Below are 18397 nucleotides of genomic sequence, written 5' to 3'. Positions count from 1 at the left end.
CTCAGCGGCCCCACCATGGTGCGGGCCGCTGCAAGTCCCACCGCACTACCGATTCGATCTGAGCTGCGACCGAAACCAGCAGCGGCTCGGAATCGGGTGGACCCATCAACTGGGCTCCGATCGGTAGGCCTTCGGTTGTGAACCCCGCCGGGATGTTCACACTCGGCCAACCGAGCACGTTCCATGGAAACGTGTACTGGATGGTTCCCAGGACGACGCGATCGGTCGCCAGGTTGCCCAACCCGTCGACCACGTCGATGGTGGGCGGCGCGCAAGCCGTTGTGGGAGCCAGGATCAACTCGACGTCGTCGAAGATTCGGCCGACATGTCGATGAAGCCTCGGTTCGATGGCGCGGGCCCGTCTGAGGACCGGTCCGGAGACAAGCACTCCCCGCGCGGCCTTTGCGCGGGTGCGTGCGTCCACTTGTACATCGGGTAGCGCTGCAAGTCGTTGTCGGATGCCGGCCACCACTCGCGAGACCATCGAGAAGCTCAGGGCCAGTGGGTAATTCGGCTCACCTGGCACGACGATGTGGCCGAGGCCGCGCAGCACACCGGCTACGGATGCGACAGTTTCCTCGACCTCCGGATCGAGCGGGATCCGGCAGGCGGTGAACGGAGGTTTCATCGACAGCGCTACCCGCAGGGTTCCTGGATCGGCACCGACGGCTGCGGACACGGTCGTTCGCGCGGCCACGTCGAGCAACAGCGCCGCGTCGCCGACCGTGCGGGCCAGTGGGCCGAGGACGGTCAGACCGTGGAAGGGTTCGGGATCCGGCAAGGTTGGGATCCGCCCGCGTTGCGGCTTGATGGCGACCAGATTGGTCCATCCGGCGGGGATCCTGAGGGAGCCTCCGCCGTCGGATCCGAGGGCTGCGGGTACAAGCTCTGCTGCTACCGCTGCCGCATTCCCGCCGGATGATCCGCCCGGTGAACGCCGTGCATCCCAAGGGTTTCGGGTGTAGCCGAACGCGGCGCCGCTGGTGAACGGCCACTGGCCGAGCTCGGGGGTATTCGTCTTACCAACGATGACTGCACCTGCCGCACGGAGCCGTCGGACCGCTTCGGCATCGGCCTGTTTGGGTACGAACGTGCCGCTGCAACCGAAGGATGTTGCCTCACCGGTGATGTCGGTGTCGTCCTTGATCGCGACCGGCACACCGAGCAGTGGAGCTCGTTCGCCCGCCGCGATTCGGCGCTCGGCGGCCGCTGCGTCGGCCAGCGCCTGTTCCCGCCGGATCACACGAAACGCGTTGAGCGTGGACTGGCTCGCCTCGATGCGGTCCAATGCGGCGGCTGTGACTGCACATGCGGTCAACCGTCCGTCTGCGAGTGCGCTTGCCAGTTCACGGATGCTCAATCCGGCACCGGTCTTCGGCGTCATGCGGGGACAACGCCGAACCGGGCGAGCAGACGCGACCGCAATGATGTGGTCATCGTCGGTGCGGTGTGTAGCGTGCGCGCCGAGTTGGTGCGACCGTTGTTGCGGGGGGATTCGGCGTTGTCCTGGTGGACAGCGATGACCGCGGCGCGAGTTCGTCGACCGAGCTCGTCAGGGAGTGTGCCGAGCAGACGAGCCAACGCCGAGCGTCGGCCGTATTCAGGGATGACGAGTAGGTCCGCACCGGTTTCGTTGGCGACCCCGAGGAGTGCATCGGTGACCTCGCCTTCGATGGCGCGGCCGACGATGTCGATCGCGCCGCAGGCAGCAGCGCGATCGGCGGCCGCCCGCAGGGTGTCCTCGGCCGGATAGATTCCGCGAAGCAGATGAGCTTCTCGGCCGAGAACGTCTGCCAGGGCGTCGTCGTCGGCGCTGTGGCGCACGCTGTAGATGCGCACCATGATCAATCGGGCATTGGCGACCGCAGCGATGCTGGCAGCCGTTGCGACTGTGAGGTCGGAGCCTTCGAAGCCGTCGGTGTCTACGACGATGGTTCGGTACGTGTGCATCGGACTTCTTCCAATGGTTACAAGAACGTATGCAGTAGACTAGCGCACTCCAGAGAGTTCTTGCAATGAATGCAAAAGGATGGAAGACGTGGATGTCAGGAAGCGTCGGACGATGGACGTGCTGTTGCGTGCGGCGGAGGAAGTCTTCCGGGATCGTTCGATCGAGGACGTAACAGTGGAAGAGATCGCCGAGCGCGCCGGGGTTGCGGTCGGCTCGATCTACAACCACTTCGGGTCCAAGGCCGGCCTGCGCGCAGCAGTGGTCGAACGTGCGCTGGAGGTGGACCGATCATTCATCGACATGGCATTCACGCCGGACCGGACCCCGGTCCAGCAGTTGTACGCGGTCGCTGAGCAGTACTTGCAGTTCTATCTGCAGTATCCGGAATACTTCCGAATGCTGGCTTTCCCTGCTGAACCGGGTCAGTACACGGCGGGGCGCGAGCTGTCCGAACGGATGGCCAAGCAAATCGACGCACAGAACGACCGCATGGTTGTGGCCATCCAGGCGGCGATCGATGCGGGGGTGGCCCGGCCAGTTGACGCGAAGAAGGTCGCGGTGGTGCTGCTTGCCACTTGGAACGGCATCATCAGCCTCAATTGGCGTCCGGATCAGCTGCGCCGCAATGAGTCCGAGCTGCGCGATCTCCTCGAAACTGCCGCCGACGTCGTCGCCAACGGCCTGCTGCGTTCGCCGCTGGCCGGTGGGTGAGGTCATGATCAAGCGGGACGGTCGCTGGGCAATTCCGGTTCGAACGAGCGTTCTCCATCGCTTGCGAGTCAACTAGCGCAGATCTGGTCTCAGGCCCTTCGGCTTTGACGCGGCAGCTATCGCTGTCGGCCGTGGGTGTCACATCGAGTGATACCGCGGCGTTCGAGCGCGGTTCGGATGGTGGTGTGGGCGACGCCAAGTCGCTCACCGATGCGCTGAAGTGATTCGCCGTCGCGGTACCTGGTGACGGCGTGGTTGATCTCGTCGTCGGTGAGTCGTCGTTGTTCTCGGATGATGGCGCCGCCGCAGCGGAGGATGGTCAGGATGCTGGCCTTGGCGAGTTGCCATCCGATGGCGAGTTGTTTGGTAGATGAACCGGCTTGGTAGGCGGCGATGATCGTGGCGCGGTCGGTGTCGATGAGTCGTCGCTGGAGGGGCTGCTGCACGATGCAGGTGACGGGTTTAGGCAGCCTGCACGGCCGCTGGGGCCATGATGGCTTCGTACTCGACCGGGGTCAACCGGCCGAGTCGGGATTGACGTCGTCGGCGGTGGTAGGTGCGTTCGATCCAGGTCACGATCGCGATCCGGAGTTGTTCGCGGGTCGCCCATTGCTGGCGGTCGAGGACATTGCGTTGCAGGAGAATGAAGAAGCTCTCCATCGCGGCGTTGTCACCGGCCGCCTGTTGAGCGCGTGCACGAACCGCCTAGAGCGAAACTGCTCAGGTTCAACCGGTGGACGCAACATGTTCGGCCGGTCCGCGGTGAATTTGCGGTGAACGAGATCGTCATGGTCAGGCGCTCCCGGTCTGCTGTTCTTCCCGCGTCGCGGCTTGCCGAACACACTCCACCACCTGTTCGTCGAACAGATCCGCCACGCGGTCCGCCCTGACATCGACTCACCCGCAGCTTCGGCTTCATCGGCCAGGAACCGGTATCCGAACTCCGGGTCGTCGCGGTGGGCATCGAACAGAGCGTCGGCCCGGTAGGCCTCGACGATCGCGGTCGGGGTGACCGGTCGGACCAGCCACCGGTAATAGGGTTGGCAGGCGAGCTTCAATACCCGGCACGTCACCACGACGGGAATCCCCTCGGCGGCGAGTTCTTTCACGCTGTCAGGTTGTGGGCCTAGAGCCGTCGTTGATCAGACAGGCCGTGACGTCGGCGAGCCGTCGAGCCGCGTCGGGGTCGAGAGTCTTCAGGTCCAGCGGCACGGGCTTGCCGCGGTCGATCGCGGTCAGTGGCTGTGTAGGTGGCGCTTCGATGAAGTCGTGGACTGGCATGATGGCCTTTTCGACAGGTCGGGCGGCGACCCGAGCGATGGTCTTGATCAGCGCTCGTGTCAGGGGATTGATCTGCTCCATCGCGGAGTCGCCACTCCTGGTGAACCCCGGGTGGTAGAGGACATACGGCACCTGTTGGCCGTACTGCGCTGCCATCGCTACCCCGAGCAGGTCGTTGGCACGACCGGCCTGGAGCTGTGCCGTGATGGTTCGGTAGCGGTCCCGCAGCTGGAGGTCGTCCCAGTGGATTCGCCCGGAGGTGAGTCCGACGCCGGCGATGTTGACAATGACCGAGCGCCGCGTCCCGGCCACGAGGGTGGGCATGAGCCCGTGGCCGAGGAGGTAGCGACTGAGGTAGTAGAGCGCGAATGTCGACTCGAAACCGTCGCTGGTTTCGATTCGTTTTGGGGACTGGCGATTGGCTGCCAGCACCAGGGCGTCGATGGTTTCGTACTCAGCCGCAACGTATTCGAGTACCTTTTCGGTGCCCTTGATCGTGCTGAGATCGGCTGCGAGAAACCTGACACGGTCACCCAGATCGGTCGCCTCGGCTGCGGCGAGCAACCGGTCGCCCTTGGCAGGGTGGCTGCCCACAGCCAGGACCTGGTCTCCGCGGTCGGCCCGACCCAGGACGACCGCTCGGCCCATGCCGTCGGTCCCGCCCGTGACGACAACGATCCTTGCTCGCGCGGCGTTGATGTCACCGGGCTGTTGATGGTTGACCACAGGGCCTCCCTAGTTACTGTTGGTTGGTATCCCCATCATCAGTAAGCGGTTGGGAACCCGGAAGAAGGCAGTTTGATGTCAGCAGAGAACACCGGTGTGCCTGCCCTGCTCAACACGGCGCTGCCGAGCCCGGTGCCGGGCGAGGAGCACGACCACTGTCCGGTGACCGATGCCCTCCGCAGGGTCGGCGATAAGTGGACTGTGTTGGTGGTGGTGCTGCTCGGGCAACGCTCGCACCGTTTCAACGAGATTCATCGAGGTATCGAGGCCATCAGCCAGCGCATGCTTACCCGCACGCTGCGCGGGCTGGAGGAAGACGGTCTGGTTCACCGAGAGGTCTTCGCCACCAACCCGCCCAGTGTGGAATACAGCCTCACACCGCTGGGCAGGTCACTCCTGGATCCGATCTCGACCCTCGCCCAGTGGGCCATCGAGCATCAGCCGACCATCGCCGCCAGCCGGCGCGTCAACAACCTCCAGCCCCGCAACAACTAGCGTCGACGTCCGACTGAATCACTTGCGGGACAGCGTCGCTTCGCTACTCGCAGCGCATGTTCTACCCCCTGCAACGCATTCGAGATCAGGAACGTAGGTTCCACAGACGTCCAGCAACCGCCCGCCGACATCTCACTCCCAGCAACCAGTTTAATCAACTGAAACCTGCTCTGCTACAGATACTTCCACCATGCTCTGCGAGTACAAGTGTTGACAGCTACCTTGCCGCGATCTAGATTAGATACCACTCCAGCACTGTTCTGCGTCACATCTGTCCGGGATCTGTGATCAAGTCCCCCCTCGCGCACAGATTCCTGGCTTTCAGGCCACTTCCGGGCTTCTGAGTGTTCGAGTGCACTCGCACACTCAGGAGAGCACCCGTGTATGACCTTGACCTGCGTAAACATGTTTCACCGGTGGCAGATGTGCCACATTTCGGCGATGATCGCCGTTCCTCGAAAACGGCCTGTAGGCCAGATTTTCGAACGCGAGTAGCGCTCGCGCACTATCGGGTGTTCGAGTGCCCGTGTAGACACACAAGTTCGGCACCAGAAGCGCCTGACCTGCGCGAACATGATTCTCAGGGTGGCAGCTGTGGGGATGCGCCCCCAGGATCTCGATCGCGACCAATGCCTGGTGTTCCTTCGAGAGAAGGGCGGCTCAGACCGCTGGCAGCCCGTGTCGCCGACACTGATGCGGCACCTGCACGACCACGCGACCACCCGACACGCCCCGTTCACCGGCCAGCTATTGCGATACCACCACGGACGCCCGATCACCGGGCGCCGATACGACTACATCTGGAGCCGCGTCGGCGAATCGCTGCCCTGGGTAGCCACACAAGGTGTCACCACGCACTGGCTACGCCACACCACCCTGACATGGGTCGAACGCACATTCAGCTACGCCGTGGCACGAGCTTTCGCCGGGCACCGCGGAAAGACCACTGGCACAACCGATACCTACGTCAAAGCCCAAGTGCACGAAGTCGCGGCCGCACTAGCCGTCCTCACCGGCGAACCGCACCCGCTCGCCAGGGGAGCCGGAATTCCCACACCCCCGAAAGCCCTCACCGCCGACTGAGTTCGTCCGAAGGTCTCACACGGCGATCGCGCCCTCCCGTTACGCATGACAACCAGCGCGCGGCCACTCCACCCCGAAACCGCCCGTTTCACCACCGATGCCTGACATCGTGGGGATAAGCAGCTCAACCGCACCACCTCAATCCACCTGGGCACAGCCGTCCGAGCAAGAAGACGTGCGCGAGCCATGCGCACGTCTTCTTCTGGATCGAGCTCTGCGTCGCCACCGGAGTCAGAGTCGTCGACAACCCAACAGTCGGCTCTGTCGCTCGGAACTCGGTGTCATCCGAGAGAACTTCGAAACTCAGACCACGGGATCAATCAGGGCGGCGCCGATGAGTATCCGTGGTGTGAGCGGGGTAGGTGACGATGCGCTGGGCGACTCGCGCGGCCATGAGAGTGGAAATTCCGCCGGGCAGCAGGGGGTCGTAACCGCTCAGTTCGGTGATGCGGGAGAGCCGGTAGGCGACGGTGTTGCGGTGGATGAACAGTGCCTGGGCGGCGGCGTTGTGGTTGAACTCGCTGTCTATGAAGGCATCGAGTGTCTCCAGCAGCGCAGGGTGCTCGGCGAGCGGATCGAGCAGCGCGGCCAGGGCTGTGAGGGTGGCTCCGCCTGCCGCCACGGAGTATTCGAACATCATGCGCTTTCGGGTGCAGATCGTTTCGGGCCGGGCAAGGGCGCGGGCGGTCTCGGCGACGGTGTGCGCTTCGGTATAGGCTGCGGGGATATCCGCCCGGGTGAAGGCGGTCGCGACGCCGATCCAGCATTCGGGCTGAACAGTATTGCTGGACAACCCGATTCGGTTGGCCAGCGCCGCCGCCGGATCGCCTTCGTCTACCGGGCGCAGGGGGACGAGCGCGATCCAGCCGCCGTTGTCGCGGTAGAGGAAGGTACCCGGGAGCTGCCCGAGCCGGTTTCGCAGTGAAGTGAGGGTTCCGGGTGCGGGTTCGCCGAGCCGTACCGCGGCAACGAGAAATGATTCCGCGATGTGGATTTCGGGTGCGCCTGTCCAGCCGGCGATCTCGCGTCCGGCTAGCAGGTCCGCGGCGATCTCGCCTTGGCGTTCCAGGATGTCCCAGCGTGGCTGGCGGCTGTCCTCGATGAGAGCGGTGGCGATGTGTGTGACTACCAGGTTGAGGTAGTTGGTCAGGTGCAGCCCGAGTTCGGGCAGTAGCGGGTACTCGTCCGGTTCGAGGGCCGAGATGGACTGAGTCCACAGGAATGCGGTGCCTACCCGGTAGTTGGTCAGGATCTCCTCGAGGGACATACCGTCACGGACCAGCCGCATCGCCCGCTCGACGATCGGGAGGGTGTCTTGTCTGGACAGCTCGTGGTCGACGGTGAGCGACCGGAAGAACAGCGCGATGTTGAGTTGGACGCTGGGGACGAAGTCTGCGTCCAGCATGGAGTGGGGCAGCAGATCATCGGTCTTGAGGGTGGTGGCCAAGCCTGCCGCTTTGGCGTGCGTCCGCTCGACGACCTGCTGCCACCGCTTGTCGCGCGCGAGCCCGGGCTCGGGGGAATACATCTGGGTCATGTGCCTTCCTAAGACGCCGATACCCGCGTCGACCTATTGGTTCAAGAACCCGGGAAGCCTTCGGGCAGCGGTGCGGGGAACCCGAGATTGAACGTCGGGCCCGCAGGCACGCCGCGCAACACCGCGCTGGTCCAAGCTACCGACGGAATCCAGCCGGTGACAGCGTTCACGCCGTGCTCAGGAAGGGGAACGGTGATGAACCGCAGGTCCGCGCCGCTGTCCCAGTACTTGTTCACTGTCGGCAGCACTGTCGACGGCGGCACGACCTCGTCCCAGATACCGTGCCACCACAGGATCGGGGTGTCCGGTATGTGTTTGCCGAGACTGTTGTCTTCCAGCACTTGCATGATTGCGGGTTCAGTTTCCAGTGATTTGCCCGGTTTGAAGTACGCGCTGAGTGGGCGGTATATCCCTGACGGTGCGAGGGTGATGACGCAGCGAGACTGGAAATCGCGGAGTAGGTGCTGGCCTTCCTCAGTGAGCAACTCCTCGGGCCGGAATACATCTGGGTATTCCCGCGCGAAAGCTACGAGCCCGAGCCACATGGTGAAGTTCCCGATCCCTGCGAGTCCGGTCTGCGGCTGCACCGCGTATCGCGCGATTCCCGTGAGGCTGCCGGGGGTGCCACCCACGGCCGTACCCAGCAGCCGCACATCGGGCGCGTAGGTGGCGCGCAGTTCGGCTGCGCGAATCGATCCCGAGCCGCCACCGGAGTATCCGTACAGCGCGATGCCGGCATCGGCCAGGCCGAGTCCCGCATCGTTCTTCACCGCGCGCAGGCTGTCCAGCACCATCTTGCCCTCGGCGTAGGTGTTGAACGTGTTGAACTTGCCGTCGAAGTCGGGGACGTTGAGGGCGAAGCCTTGCATCAGCCAGTAGATTGCGAGCGCGGACTCCTTCATCGTGCCGACCTGCAACGTGTAGGACGGATTGCAGGAGGAATCGGTGGAGTCGATGGCCTCCTGGAACGACAGCACCGGCCGTGTACTGCCCTGCCACGGAATGCCCGGGACGATGACGGTCGTGGCTGTCACGATGGGATTGTCGTGGACATCGTTGGATCGGAACAGCAGTTGCTTGGTGTAAACCGGGAACGGGATGCCGACCAGGCGGGTCTGGACCTCCCGCGTGCGCACGATCTGGCCGGGTGCATAGGAGGCAAGGTCGTCCGGATCGTTGTACCAGGGGTCTTCCGAGGGTGTCGGAATCGGCAGCAGATCGTAGATCTGCGGTTCGGACGGCAATTGCGGTAGTTGGTTCTGGTCTGGAGGGAATGCGATATCGGTGGGATCACCCGCCGCAGTACCGGCACTGACCAGCACAGTTGCCGCAGATAGCGTCGCGACAGTCCAGTGTCGCAGCCATGTCTTACCCATTGAACCTCCAGCGTCATTGCCATGAAGTGTCGAAAGCCTCCCGGCACCTCGAACAAGAACATCGCAAGACACAGTGCGGAGTCTTCGGCACGATCCCAGCAGTGAATGCCAATATCAGTGCGTGTGCACAACCGAATTCGAGTGCATTTCACCAGGTCCGACCGGATTTGCTGGCTCGATGCCAGGGTTGACCTTGCCAGTACTGCCACCACATGTACTCAGTGGATCGAGTGGCATTGCGAAACAGCTGATGCCCCTTCGTCGTCCCCGGAGTCCTGGAACACTCACCAGCTGAGTACGTGCGCCGACCACGGGTCTCCAACGCTCGGACTCTCGCATCTACAGTTCGAAGCACTGTTGTCCGCGGCCGCGACTCGGTCAATCAGTTCGACTTCGCCTTGGTGGTCATGCTCGGGCTGCGGATCTTCGAAGCCTGCAACCCCGACATCGCCGACATCGGGGAAGAACACCGACACCGAGTTCTGCGTGTGGTCGGTAAAGGCTCCAAGATCGTGCCGATCCCGCTCCCACCAGCGGTCGGACGCGGTATCGACCGCGCGATCGCCGACCGTGACCTCGGACCGATCCTCTCAACACCCGCGGTCGGCGCATACATCGCCACTGCGCCACCCGGCGCCTACGCGCTTTGGCCGAAGTCTCGGTGGTCCGACTGCCTCACATGCATCCGCACATGCTGCGCCACACCTTCGCCACGACCATGCCCGATGCCGGTGTCGATCTACGCGATGTACAGATCGACACGGGCACGCAGACCCCCGCACAACGATGCGCTACGACCGCGCTCGAACCAACCTCGACCGACACGCCAACTACATCCTCGCCGCCTACATGGCCTCGGGCACATGACAACCCATCGCAGACAAGCCGACGCTGCGTCGGCCGCCGAACGCACTCAACTGCCGAGGTGAGTAGGTTGAGCAGTTTGCTTGTCTCCGCGGCATCAGTCGCGAAGGCAGTGTGTGGATGCGGTTGGAATGCGGGGCTGCTGAACGATCCGGTGGCAGCGTGACCTGCACGGCACCGCTCCGAAGAATTCTCGGTATCGGCCCGGTAATGGCGGCGCGGATCATCGGCCGCGCGGGGCGCGCAGGCACGTTCTCGAACGCGGTGGCCTACGTGCCGACTCCTGTCGTCATCGTCTGTTTCGGCACGGCGATCGAAAACTGGATTCCGCACCGAACTCACCCAAGCCATCGCCGTGCTCGCCCGCGCCCAGCAGGCCCGCGACCCGAGGGCGACGATTCAGCGCTTGTCGTGGGAGTGCTGAGGTCGGCCACGGCCCGTTGCACTCACCGTGGGCAGTGATTGGCGGCCAGTTCAACTGCCATGTCTACACATGTAGCTGACAACGGCACGCGATCCAAAGGGTGAACCGACATGTGGCCGAGAAGATCTGTTCTGGGAGTCGGCATCAGTGTCGCCGCGCTCTCCATCGCGACCCTGACCGGGTGCGGCAAACCCGATTCGGCGGAGAACGCCGGAAACACCGTGCGCTTCGCGGTGACCGATCTGCAGGGGCTGGAGGAACTCCAGCGCGAGTTCGGAACGTTCACCGACGTGCTGGAACGGACGACAGGACTGGACATCGAGCTGTTCGCGGTCACCAATCGCACCGCCGCGGCCGCCGCGCTGCAGGCGAACCGGGTGGACATCGTGTTCACCGGGCCCGCCGAGTATGTGGTGATCCATCAGCGCACGCAGGCCGAGCCGGTGGTCGCGATCGAACGCGACGGCTACCGCTCATGCCTCTACACCTCGACCGACAGCGGTGTCACGACGGTGTCGCAACTGCGGGACAAGAGCGTGGCGATGAGCGATATCGGGTCCACCAGTGGACATCTCGGCCCCTCGCAACTGCTCGTCGACGCCGGTCTGCAGCCCCGCACCGATGTCGAGGTCTTGACCGTGGGTGACGCGGTACACGCAGCACTCGAGCGCGGCGATGTCGCGGCGGTCGGCGTGGGCTGCCATGACTACGCGGAGTACATGGAGACCGATGATCCGGCGAAATACCTTGTGCTGCAAGAAGGTCCGGTGTTGCCGGCGGACGTGATCATGGCGCGTGCCGGGCTCGACCCGCAGGTCCGCGAGAAGATCAAGACCGCCTTCACCGAGCACTTCGACGAACTGCTTCCCGCGATGCTCGAGGGCAAGGACAACGCCAAGTACGAGAACGCCACCGTTGTCGAGGTCACCGATGGCGACTACGACGTGGTGCGGCGGATGTACCGGGCGATCGGCGTCGAGGACTTCACCGAATTCGTCGGGAACTGACCGATGACCCGGTCACCCGCCCTGGGCGCTCGGCCGGCTGGCACGCACTCAGCGGTCGCGGCGGTTGACATCCGCGGCCTGGTCGCACGGTTCGCCGATGGACGCACCGCGCTGCACGATGTCGATTGCCGTGTCAGCCCCGGCGAGGTCGTGGCGCTGGTCGGCGTGAACGGCGCCGGTAAGTCCACCCTGCTGCGCTCTGTGGTGGGACTGCACCGCCCCAGCGCGGGATCGGTACTCGTGCACGGCGTGGAGGTCGCGACGGCGTCACGGACGCAGTTGCGCGCGGTGCGACGCGACACCGGTTTCCTGTTCCAACGGTCCTCGTTGATCAGCCGGATGCGGGTGTTCGAGGTGGTCTTGCAAGGCGCGGTCGGCCGAATCGGGGTGCGCGGTCTGCTCGCCTCGGCGTGCCCCGCCGCGGTGCGCGCCGAGGCGATGGACTGTCTGGATCGGGTGGGTCTGGCCGATCGTGCCGGTCACCGGCTCGGCACGCTCAGTGGTGGCCAGCAGCAGCGTGTCGCTGTCGCGCGGATGCTGATGCAGCGTCCAACGCTCATCCTGGCCGACGAGCCGGTGGCCGGCTTGGATCCCACCACCGCCGAACAGGTGATGGCGCTGCTGCGCGACACCGCGAGCGAGTGCGGCGCGACGGTCCTGCTCGCGCTGCATCACACCGAGCTCGCGCGCACGTTCTGCGGCCGGATCGTCGGAATGCGCGCGGGTCGGGTGGTGCTGGACCGACCGGCCGCCTCCTGCGACGCGCAGGTCTTCGAATCCGTCTACACCCAGGCCGCCTCGTGATGCCCACCCGCGTACCACCGTCGCGGTTCACCCGACCCAGCGTGGGCACGGTGGTGCTGCTGGTCGTCGTATTGGGTCTGCTCGGCCACGGGTGGACCCAGGGCGCCGCGATCTATCCAGAATCGTTGGCCACCGGCGTCTTCCGGCTCGGTGACTTCCTCGCCGACGCGATTCCCCCGGATTTCGGCCGGGCCGGTCCGATTCTGGGTGCGCTGCTGGTCACCGTACAGATGGCCTTGCTCGGCACGCTCGTCGGCGTCGCGCTCAGTATTCCGCTGGCCGTGTGCGCGGCGAACAACACCACTCCGGGCCGGGTCGGCTATGTGACCGCGCGGGGCGTCATCACGGTCTGCCGCACGGTCCCGGACCTGGTGTGGGGGCTGATCTTCGTCATCGCGGTCGGACTCGGTCCAGAGGCGGGCGTGTTGGCGATCGCGGTGGACGTGATGGGGTTCTGCGGTCGCTTCTTCGCCGAGAGTATCGAGGAGGTGGCGGTGGGCACCGTGGAGAGCATGCGCGCGGTCGGCGGATCGGGACTCAGCGTGCTACTCGGCGCGGTATTTCCCACCTGTCTACCCTCCTTTGTCACCACGGCGATGTTCGCGCTGGAATCCGCGGCGCGATCCTCGGTGGTACTGGGTCTGGTCGGCGCAGGTGGCATCGGGATCGAACTGTCGGTGTCGATGACGCTGCTGCGCTATGACGAGGCCCTGGCCATCATCATGGCCATCTTCGTAGTGGTCCTCGGCATCGAGCGGATCTCGGTGGCGATCCGGCGGCGCATCCTGCGAGCCGACAATGGCTGAGGCCCCGGTGGTGAACCGATTCGCCGCGGCGCCGCTGTACCGCCAGGTCTGTGATCGATTGGAGCAGCGTCTCGACCACGAATTCGCACCCGGCGATCGGCTGCCCAGCGAAGCGGAACTGGCGGCGGAGTACGGCGTCAACCGGCTGACCGTGCGCCGCGCGCTGGCCGGCCTGCACCAGCGCGGACGCATCGAAACCCGGCAGGGAATGGGCTCTTTCGTGGCGCCACCGATCGTTCGCTATGACGTGTCGCCCCCGCAGGCGGCCAGCTTCACCGCGGCCATGCGCGAGGTCGGCCACGATGTCCAGGTGCGATCACTGTCGGTGGAGCACCTGGTGGATCCAGTACTCGGACCGGCCCATCGGCATCGGGGTGTGCGCTGCGTCGACGGCGTGGCGTGGTCGATCACGGTGACCGTGTTGGCCGCTGAGTTCGCTCACGGGTGGGACGGCCAGCGTTCGCTGCACCGCATGCTGCTCGAGACCCGCGGCATCGACACCGTCCGCGCCCGCCGCACCTTCGCCGCGGAGATCGCCGACCGTGACGACGCCGCCCTGTTGTCCATCCCGGTCGGTGCACCGCTGCTGTGTGTCAGCGGGCTCAACATCGATCAGCACGGAAACCCGGTGGCCACGGTGCAGCACCGCTTCCGCGGCGATCGAATCCAGTTCACGGTCGATCTGACCTGAGCCCTTCCGAGGGCAAGCCAAAGGAAACAGCATGAAATTGGAAGGCGTGACCGTCGTGCCCGGCTACGGCGCACCCGTGATCACCGACGCGACCGTGACCATCGATGACCAGGGGGTCCTCACCCAGATCGGCGCGGGGCCGCCGGGCGAGCTCTATCTCGTCCCCGCGGCCGTAGACCTGCATTTGGACAATCTGGTCGAACGCCGCCGCCCTCGCGCGACGGTCGCCCTCGAGCCCGCCACGGTGCTCGCGGTACTGGACGCCGAGTGCGCCGCCGCGGGCATCGGCACGGTCTGTGTCGCGGTGCGGTGCGAGGACTCCCCCCGCAAGGGCATCGCCATCGCCGACGCGCCCGTGCTGGCCCAGACGATCGAGCGGTTGGCACCGGTGCTGGCTTGTGACTGGCGTCTGCACGCCAGAGTGGAACTGACCGATGACGGCGCCCTCACCGCACTGCGAGCGGTGCTGGCGAAATCGACCCGGGTCGCGATGATCTCGATGATCGAGACCACGTTGGCACGCAGCCGCTTCGCGACCCTGGCGGAGCTGCGCGAGTTCTATTCCGCGGATTGGGGAGTCAGCGAAGCCGAGGTCGAGGACGTGTTCCGGGTGAGCCCGGAGCGGGACCGCCTGGTCGCGCAGCGCCGCACCGAGGTCGCGGACTTGGCTCGAGCGCACGGCATCACCCTGGCCAGCCATGACGACCGCACACCCGAACACATCCGAGCCGGCCACGCGGCGGGGGCGACCGTCGCGGAGTTCCCGCTCACCCTGACCGCCGCCGAACAGGCGCGGGACCTGGGGATGACGGTGGTACTCGGCGCTCCCAACGCCGTGCGCGGCCGGTCGACCTCCTCGGCGAACCTGCTGGTGGCCGACGCGGTGCGGGCCGGGGTATGTGATGTCCTGTGCTCGGACTACCTGCCGTCGTCACTGCACCTGGCCACGCAGGTGCTCGACGCCAACGGGGCGGCGGAACTGGCGCACGCGGTGGACCTGATCTCCACCCGGCCCGCCGCGATTCTGGGTGTCTCCCAACCCGGCATCGCCGTCGGTGCCCCGCTGACCGCCGCACTGTATCGACGCTGTGGTACCACGCTGGTCGGCGAGGCGCTGTGGCGACAGGGTCGCCAGACCTTCGCGAGGATGCCCGTCCCGTCGCCGGTGGCGAGCACGGAATTGCTTCCGCGATAACAGCTTCAGTCAGTGAACGGCAGCGCCGCCGGTTCGGTCTGTACCGAACCGGCGGCGCGATCGTTGGGCGATCCGGGTGGGTCAGCCGCGGTAGGCCTGGGCGGTTCTCCGGCCGCACACCCGCGTATAGGCGTCGAGCACTTGCCGCAGCGGCAGGGCCGGCGCGGCGGGGTCCTTGGCCGCGTCGTCCCAGCGGCGCAGGCGCACCGCGTCGGCGGCGTCGGGATGGGCGTCGAAGTCGGCGATCTCCGCGGGCGACATGGGGCCGCCCTGGACGCGCAGGGACGCGACGGACACGGGGCTCAGCGTCGCGGCGTACCCGGGATCGGTGGCGACGAGGTAGCGCTTGGCCGGAACGTGTTGGGCGATCAGCCAACCAGTGCGCTCGCTGATGTAGCGCTGTGCGAAGCGAGCGCCCGACTCCTCGTGCGCCGCATCGGGAAACTGCGCGCGCACCTGCCGCGCGCGGCCGATGTCGTGCAGTGCGGCAGCCAATATCAGCTCGTCGTCCGCCCCCGCCTGGACCGCGTGCCAGGCAGCTTGCAGCGCGTGGGCGCGCTGGTCGACAGCTTCTCCGCCGTAGGGCAGCCCGGCCAGGCCGTCGATCAGTTCGGTCAGTTGCGCACCGGAGAGTTCCGCTGTTCCCGCGGCTATTTCGGCACAGAGCTGTTCGGCCAGCGGCGCGGACGCGGCCACCACACCGGACCAGCGCCGGGTCAGATCGGGGTGAATCTCGAGCGGGCGGCCGAAGGCGTCGCACACCACCCCGCCCGCGGCGGGGACCAACACCATGGCCGCGACCAGGTCCATCAATCGATGGGTGTCGGAACCGGCGTCGGCGAAGGCGTCCACAGCCCCCTCGGTGACCAGCGCCGCCTCCAGGCAACTGCTCGACAGAATGCGCACCCGCTCGGCCCGGCGCGTCACCCGCCACCAGGCGTCGGCATTGCGCGCGTGCGGGCGCAGCAGACTCACCGCCGCACCGTCGAGCGTCGTCCGCCCGGAGGTTCGGTAGGGCGTCGGCGCGCCGGCCACCGCGTGCCAGCAGCGTCCGGTGTCCAGCCAGCAGGTCAGGGCTTCGCGCGCGACGCCGTCCACGACAATCGCGGCGGAGAACGCCGAGAGCGGCACGCCCGCAACGGCATTGGCGGTGCCGTCCACCGGGTCGACCACCAGCGTACGGGCCGACCCGTGGTCGACCACCCCGATCTCCTCGCTGAGCACATTCACCCCATGAGCGGACGCGACGTCAACGATGCGGCCGTCCACCAGCACATCCAGCCGCATCGTCACCGTACCGTCGGCGCCCATCTCGACCTTCTCGCCGAGTTCGGCGCGGCTGTATCGGCCGCGGGCTTCCCGGAAGGCAGCCGCGGCCGCCCGCGCGGCCTCGGCGAGCACCGGATCGGTGCCGGATGGCACCGCGGGTTCGGGAACAGGCCATTCGCCGCTGTCCATCGCGGCACTTCTTGGCACGAATGCTTCTGGTGCACTGTTCATTACGACGCTCCTATCGGCACGGGAAATTCCGGGATCAGCACCGTGCGCACCGACGGCCACCGGGGTGCGGTGTCGACGAGCACGAGGTCGGGCCGCAGGCCAGGCCGTAGGGCCCCGCGGTCGGTCAGGCCGGCGACTTCGGCCGGCCCCGCCGTCACCAGGCGTATCGCGGCGGGCAACGTCGCCAGGCCGTCGCGGGCCAGCAGCAGCGCCGCGGTGAGCAGTCCAGAGGGCAGATAGTCCGAGGCCAGCGCGGTGACCAGGCCCTGCGCCACCAAGTCGCGGCCGGAGGCATTGCCGTTGTGCGAGGCGCCGCGCAGCACGTTGGGCGCACCCATCACCACCGGCAGCCCCTGTTCCCGTGCCGCGCGGGCCGCCGCCTCGGTGGTCGGGAATTCGGCGACGGTGCCGCCGCGACCAACCAGCTCCGCGATCTCCTCGGGGGTGGCTGGATCGTGCCCGAGCAACCGAATTCGCCCCGCCATCGCCTGGGCGCCGAGCCAGGACATGGCCTGCTCGCGAATGTCGAGTCGGTCGTCGCGATCGGCGATCAGCTGATCCACTGTCTCGCGCGCCTGTTGCGCGGACAGGCCCTGGGTGCCACTGATGTAACGCTCGAAGTAGGCACGATCGGCGTACTGACCTTGCCCGGGAGTGTGGTCCTCGTGCGAGACAAGGTGTTCGACACGGTCACCCACGCGGTCGAGCCGATCGCGTAGCGCCGCCAAACCGTGCGGGCATCGCACATCGAGCCGGTAGAGAATGCGATGATCCACTGCGCCACTGGGGAATTCGTCGATAGCCCCGCAGAGTTGCAGCGCGGCGTCGACCGACCGGCGCAGGCCGCCACTGCCACGCTCTTCGAAGCCCGCGCCGTGGAACACGGTGGTGATCCCGGCGGCGCGCAGCTTGCCCTCGAAGGAACGCAGCGCGAAGCCGATCGGCAGTTCCGCGCCGGGTCGTGGGGCGCGTTCGCGTTCGAGTCCGTCGCTGTGGATGTCGATCAGTCCGGGGACGCACAGCAGGTTGCCGCCGTCCAGATCGGCGCGCACGCCGGGCCGGTGCGGTTGCACCGCCTCGATGCGCCCCGCCCGCACCGCGACGAGCGCGTCGTCGAGCACCTGGTCGGTGAGCACCGCGCGCACGTGCCCGAGGACGAAATCCGCGGGCACCGCGGCGGGTGTCCAGCTGCGAGGGTTGGTCGGCATGATCATGTCGGCACTCCTGCCAATACTTCCTCCGGTGTGCCCGCGCGTTCGACCCGCCCGTCGCGCAGGACGAGGACCCGAGTGGCCAGCCGATGCATCGCGGCGAGGTCGTGGAAGACCGCCAGCACCGCGACCCCTTGGTCGGCCAGCGAGGCGATCAGGTCCAACGCCGCTTCCCGGTTGACCGGATCCAGCGCCGAGACCGGTTCGTCGAGCAACAGCAGCCGAGGCGGGGCGACGGTGCCCGCCGCGAGGTTGACGCGCTGGCGTTCACCACCCGACAGCACGCAGCAGTCGACATCCCAGAGCGCCCGGTCCAGGTTCAGCCGCGCCAGTGCCTGTTCGGCGGCCTCCCTGGCCGCCCCGGGCGCCAACCCGCGCCGCCGGGCCGCGGCCATCACCACGCGCAGCGGCCCCGTGCGCGGTGGCGCGGTGAGAAACTGTGCCACATAACCGAATTCGCGACCACGCAGCCGGGCCATCGAACGGTCGGCCAGCTCGGTCAGCTCAACGTCCCCGTCCGAAGTACGCAACCGCACCGACCCGGAATCGGGGAGATAGGTGCGATAGACGCAGCGCAACAGCGAGGATTTCCCCGCACCGCTCGGTCCGGCCAGCGCGACGTGCTCGCCCGCCGCGACATCGAGGTCGACGCCGTGCAGCGAGGTCACCACGCGGCCGTCGATCGTGTGCAGTGTGAAGCTCTTGTGTAGATCTCGAACAGTCAGGATGGACACG

Annotated in this window: 17 protein-coding genes and 2 pseudogenes; 9 read left to right on the top strand and 10 right to left on the bottom strand. The window is 66.3% G+C overall.

Features of this window, described 5'->3' with window-relative positions:
• Position 1: 1 nt before the first annotated feature.
• Positions 2 to 1384, bottom strand: coding sequence for an amidase (locus tag BOX37_RS05945; protein ID WP_071926759.1), 1383 nt, complete (start codon positions 1382 to 1384; stop codon positions 2 to 4).
• Positions 1381 to 1950, bottom strand: coding sequence for a universal stress protein (locus tag BOX37_RS05940; protein WP_071926758.1), 570 nt, complete (start codon positions 1948 to 1950; stop codon positions 1381 to 1383). The genes BOX37_RS05945 and BOX37_RS05940 overlap by 4 nt, the downstream gene beginning before the upstream one ends.
• A gap of 112 nt (positions 1951 to 2062) precedes the next feature.
• Between BOX37_RS05940 and BOX37_RS05935 the strand changes: the two genes are divergently transcribed.
• Positions 2063 to 2662 carry a TetR/AcrR family transcriptional regulator gene (locus BOX37_RS05935; RefSeq protein ID WP_240505222.1) on the top strand — a complete coding sequence of 200 codons (600 nt, stop codon included), beginning with the start codon at positions 2063 to 2065 and terminating at the stop codon, positions 2660 to 2662.
• A gap of 116 nt (positions 2663 to 2778) precedes the next feature.
• On the opposite strand, the gene BOX37_RS05930 is transcribed toward BOX37_RS05935, so the two are convergent.
• The 3 genes and pseudogenes from BOX37_RS05930 to BOX37_RS05920 all read right to left on the bottom strand — a co-directional run bounded on the left by BOX37_RS05930 (position 2779) and on the right by BOX37_RS05920 (position 4669).
• The gene (locus BOX37_RS05930) at positions 2779 to 3108 is read right to left on the bottom strand and encodes a helix-turn-helix domain-containing protein (RefSeq protein ID WP_084759441.1); all 330 of its coding nucleotides are present in this window, start codon (positions 3106 to 3108) and stop codon (positions 2779 to 2781) included.
• Positions 3109 to 3124: 16 nt separating this feature from the next.
• A pseudogene (locus tag BOX37_RS35090) lies at positions 3125 to 3585 on the bottom strand (IS3 family transposase); the annotation flags it as partial.
• Positions 3586 to 3775: 190 nt separating this feature from the next.
• Positions 3776 to 4669, bottom strand: a complete 894-nt coding sequence (locus BOX37_RS05920; protein ID WP_071926756.1) for an SDR family NAD(P)-dependent oxidoreductase — start codon at positions 4667 to 4669, stop codon at positions 3776 to 3778.
• Between the two features lie 96 nt (positions 4670 to 4765).
• On the opposite strand from BOX37_RS05920, the gene BOX37_RS05915 reads away from it, so the two are divergent.
• A complete protein-coding gene (locus BOX37_RS05915) occupies positions 4766 to 5164 on the top strand; it encodes a winged helix-turn-helix transcriptional regulator (protein ID WP_276207236.1) in 399 nt (132 codons plus the stop codon).
• Positions 5165 to 5749: 585 nt separating this feature from the next.
• Complete coding sequence (locus tag BOX37_RS05910) at positions 5750 to 6247, top strand: site-specific integrase (RefSeq protein WP_206045771.1); 498 nt, start codon at positions 5750 to 5752, stop codon at positions 6245 to 6247.
• Between the two features lie 316 nt (positions 6248 to 6563).
• Here BOX37_RS05910 and BOX37_RS05905 read toward each other — a convergent pair whose 3' ends face one another.
• Both BOX37_RS05905 and BOX37_RS05900 read right to left on the bottom strand, forming a co-directional pair.
• Positions 6564 to 7784, bottom strand: a complete 1221-nt coding sequence (locus tag BOX37_RS05905) for a PucR family transcriptional regulator (protein WP_071926754.1) — start codon at positions 7782 to 7784, stop codon at positions 6564 to 6566.
• Between the two features lie 41 nt (positions 7785 to 7825).
• The gene (locus tag BOX37_RS05900; protein WP_071926753.1) at positions 7826 to 9160 is read right to left on the bottom strand and encodes a lipase family protein; all 1335 of its coding nucleotides are present in this window, start codon (positions 9158 to 9160) and stop codon (positions 7826 to 7828) included.
• A 604-nt stretch (positions 9161 to 9764) separates the two neighbouring features.
• Between BOX37_RS05900 and BOX37_RS36045 the strand changes: the two are divergent.
• From BOX37_RS36045 to BOX37_RS05870, 6 genes and pseudogenes are all read left to right on the top strand, one after another.
• Positions 9765 to 10190, top strand: a pseudogene (locus BOX37_RS36045) (tyrosine-type recombinase/integrase); the annotation flags it as partial.
• Positions 10191 to 10558: 368 nt separating this feature from the next.
• Complete coding sequence (locus BOX37_RS05890) at positions 10559 to 11455, top strand: phosphate/phosphite/phosphonate ABC transporter substrate-binding protein (protein ID WP_071926751.1); 897 nt, start codon at positions 10559 to 10561, stop codon at positions 11453 to 11455.
• 3 nt (positions 11456 to 11458) lie between these two features.
• On the top strand, positions 11459 to 12259 hold the full coding sequence (locus BOX37_RS05885) for a phosphonate ABC transporter ATP-binding protein (RefSeq protein ID WP_071926750.1): 801 nt from the start codon (positions 11459 to 11461) through the stop codon (positions 12257 to 12259).
• On the top strand, positions 12259 to 13065 hold the full coding sequence (gene phnE / locus BOX37_RS05880) for a phosphonate ABC transporter, permease protein PhnE (protein WP_071926749.1): 807 nt from the start codon (positions 12259 to 12261) through the stop codon (positions 13063 to 13065). The genes BOX37_RS05885 and phnE overlap by 1 nt, the downstream gene beginning before the upstream one ends.
• Positions 13058 to 13756, top strand: a complete 699-nt coding sequence (locus BOX37_RS05875; RefSeq protein ID WP_071926748.1) for a GntR family transcriptional regulator — start codon at positions 13058 to 13060, stop codon at positions 13754 to 13756. Before phnE ends, BOX37_RS05875 begins: the two co-directional genes overlap by 8 nt.
• Before the next feature lie 31 nt (positions 13757 to 13787).
• The gene (locus BOX37_RS05870) at positions 13788 to 14951 is read left to right on the top strand and encodes an alpha-D-ribose 1-methylphosphonate 5-triphosphate diphosphatase (RefSeq protein WP_071926747.1); all 1164 of its coding nucleotides are present in this window, start codon (positions 13788 to 13790) and stop codon (positions 14949 to 14951) included.
• A gap of 81 nt (positions 14952 to 15032) precedes the next feature.
• Here BOX37_RS05870 and BOX37_RS35085 read toward each other — a convergent pair whose 3' ends face one another.
• Genes BOX37_RS35085 through BOX37_RS05855 form a run of 3 tightly spaced genes read right to left on the bottom strand, consistent with a single transcriptional unit; the run spans position 15033 to position 18396 of the window.
• A complete protein-coding gene (locus BOX37_RS35085; protein WP_240505221.1) occupies positions 15033 to 16451 on the bottom strand; it encodes an inositol monophosphatase family protein in 1419 nt (472 codons plus the stop codon).
• Entirely contained in the window at positions 16451 to 17665 is a 1215-nt protein-coding gene (locus BOX37_RS05860) for an alpha-D-ribose 1-methylphosphonate 5-triphosphate diphosphatase (protein WP_206045770.1), read from the bottom strand. The genes BOX37_RS35085 and BOX37_RS05860 overlap by 1 nt, the downstream gene beginning before the upstream one ends.
• Complete coding sequence (locus BOX37_RS05855) at positions 17662 to 18396, bottom strand: phosphonate C-P lyase system protein PhnL (RefSeq protein ID WP_240505220.1); 735 nt, start codon at positions 18394 to 18396, stop codon at positions 17662 to 17664. Before BOX37_RS05855 ends, BOX37_RS05860 begins: the two co-directional genes overlap by 4 nt.
• Position 18397: the final 1 nt, after the last annotated feature.

The sequence above is a fragment of the Nocardia mangyaensis genome (assembly GCF_001886715.1).
Classification (GTDB): Bacteria; Actinomycetota; Actinomycetes; order Mycobacteriales; family Mycobacteriaceae; genus Nocardia; species Nocardia mangyaensis.
The sequence above is the reverse complement of the archived record's forward strand: the minus strand, read 5'-3'. Positions and strand labels throughout refer to the sequence as shown.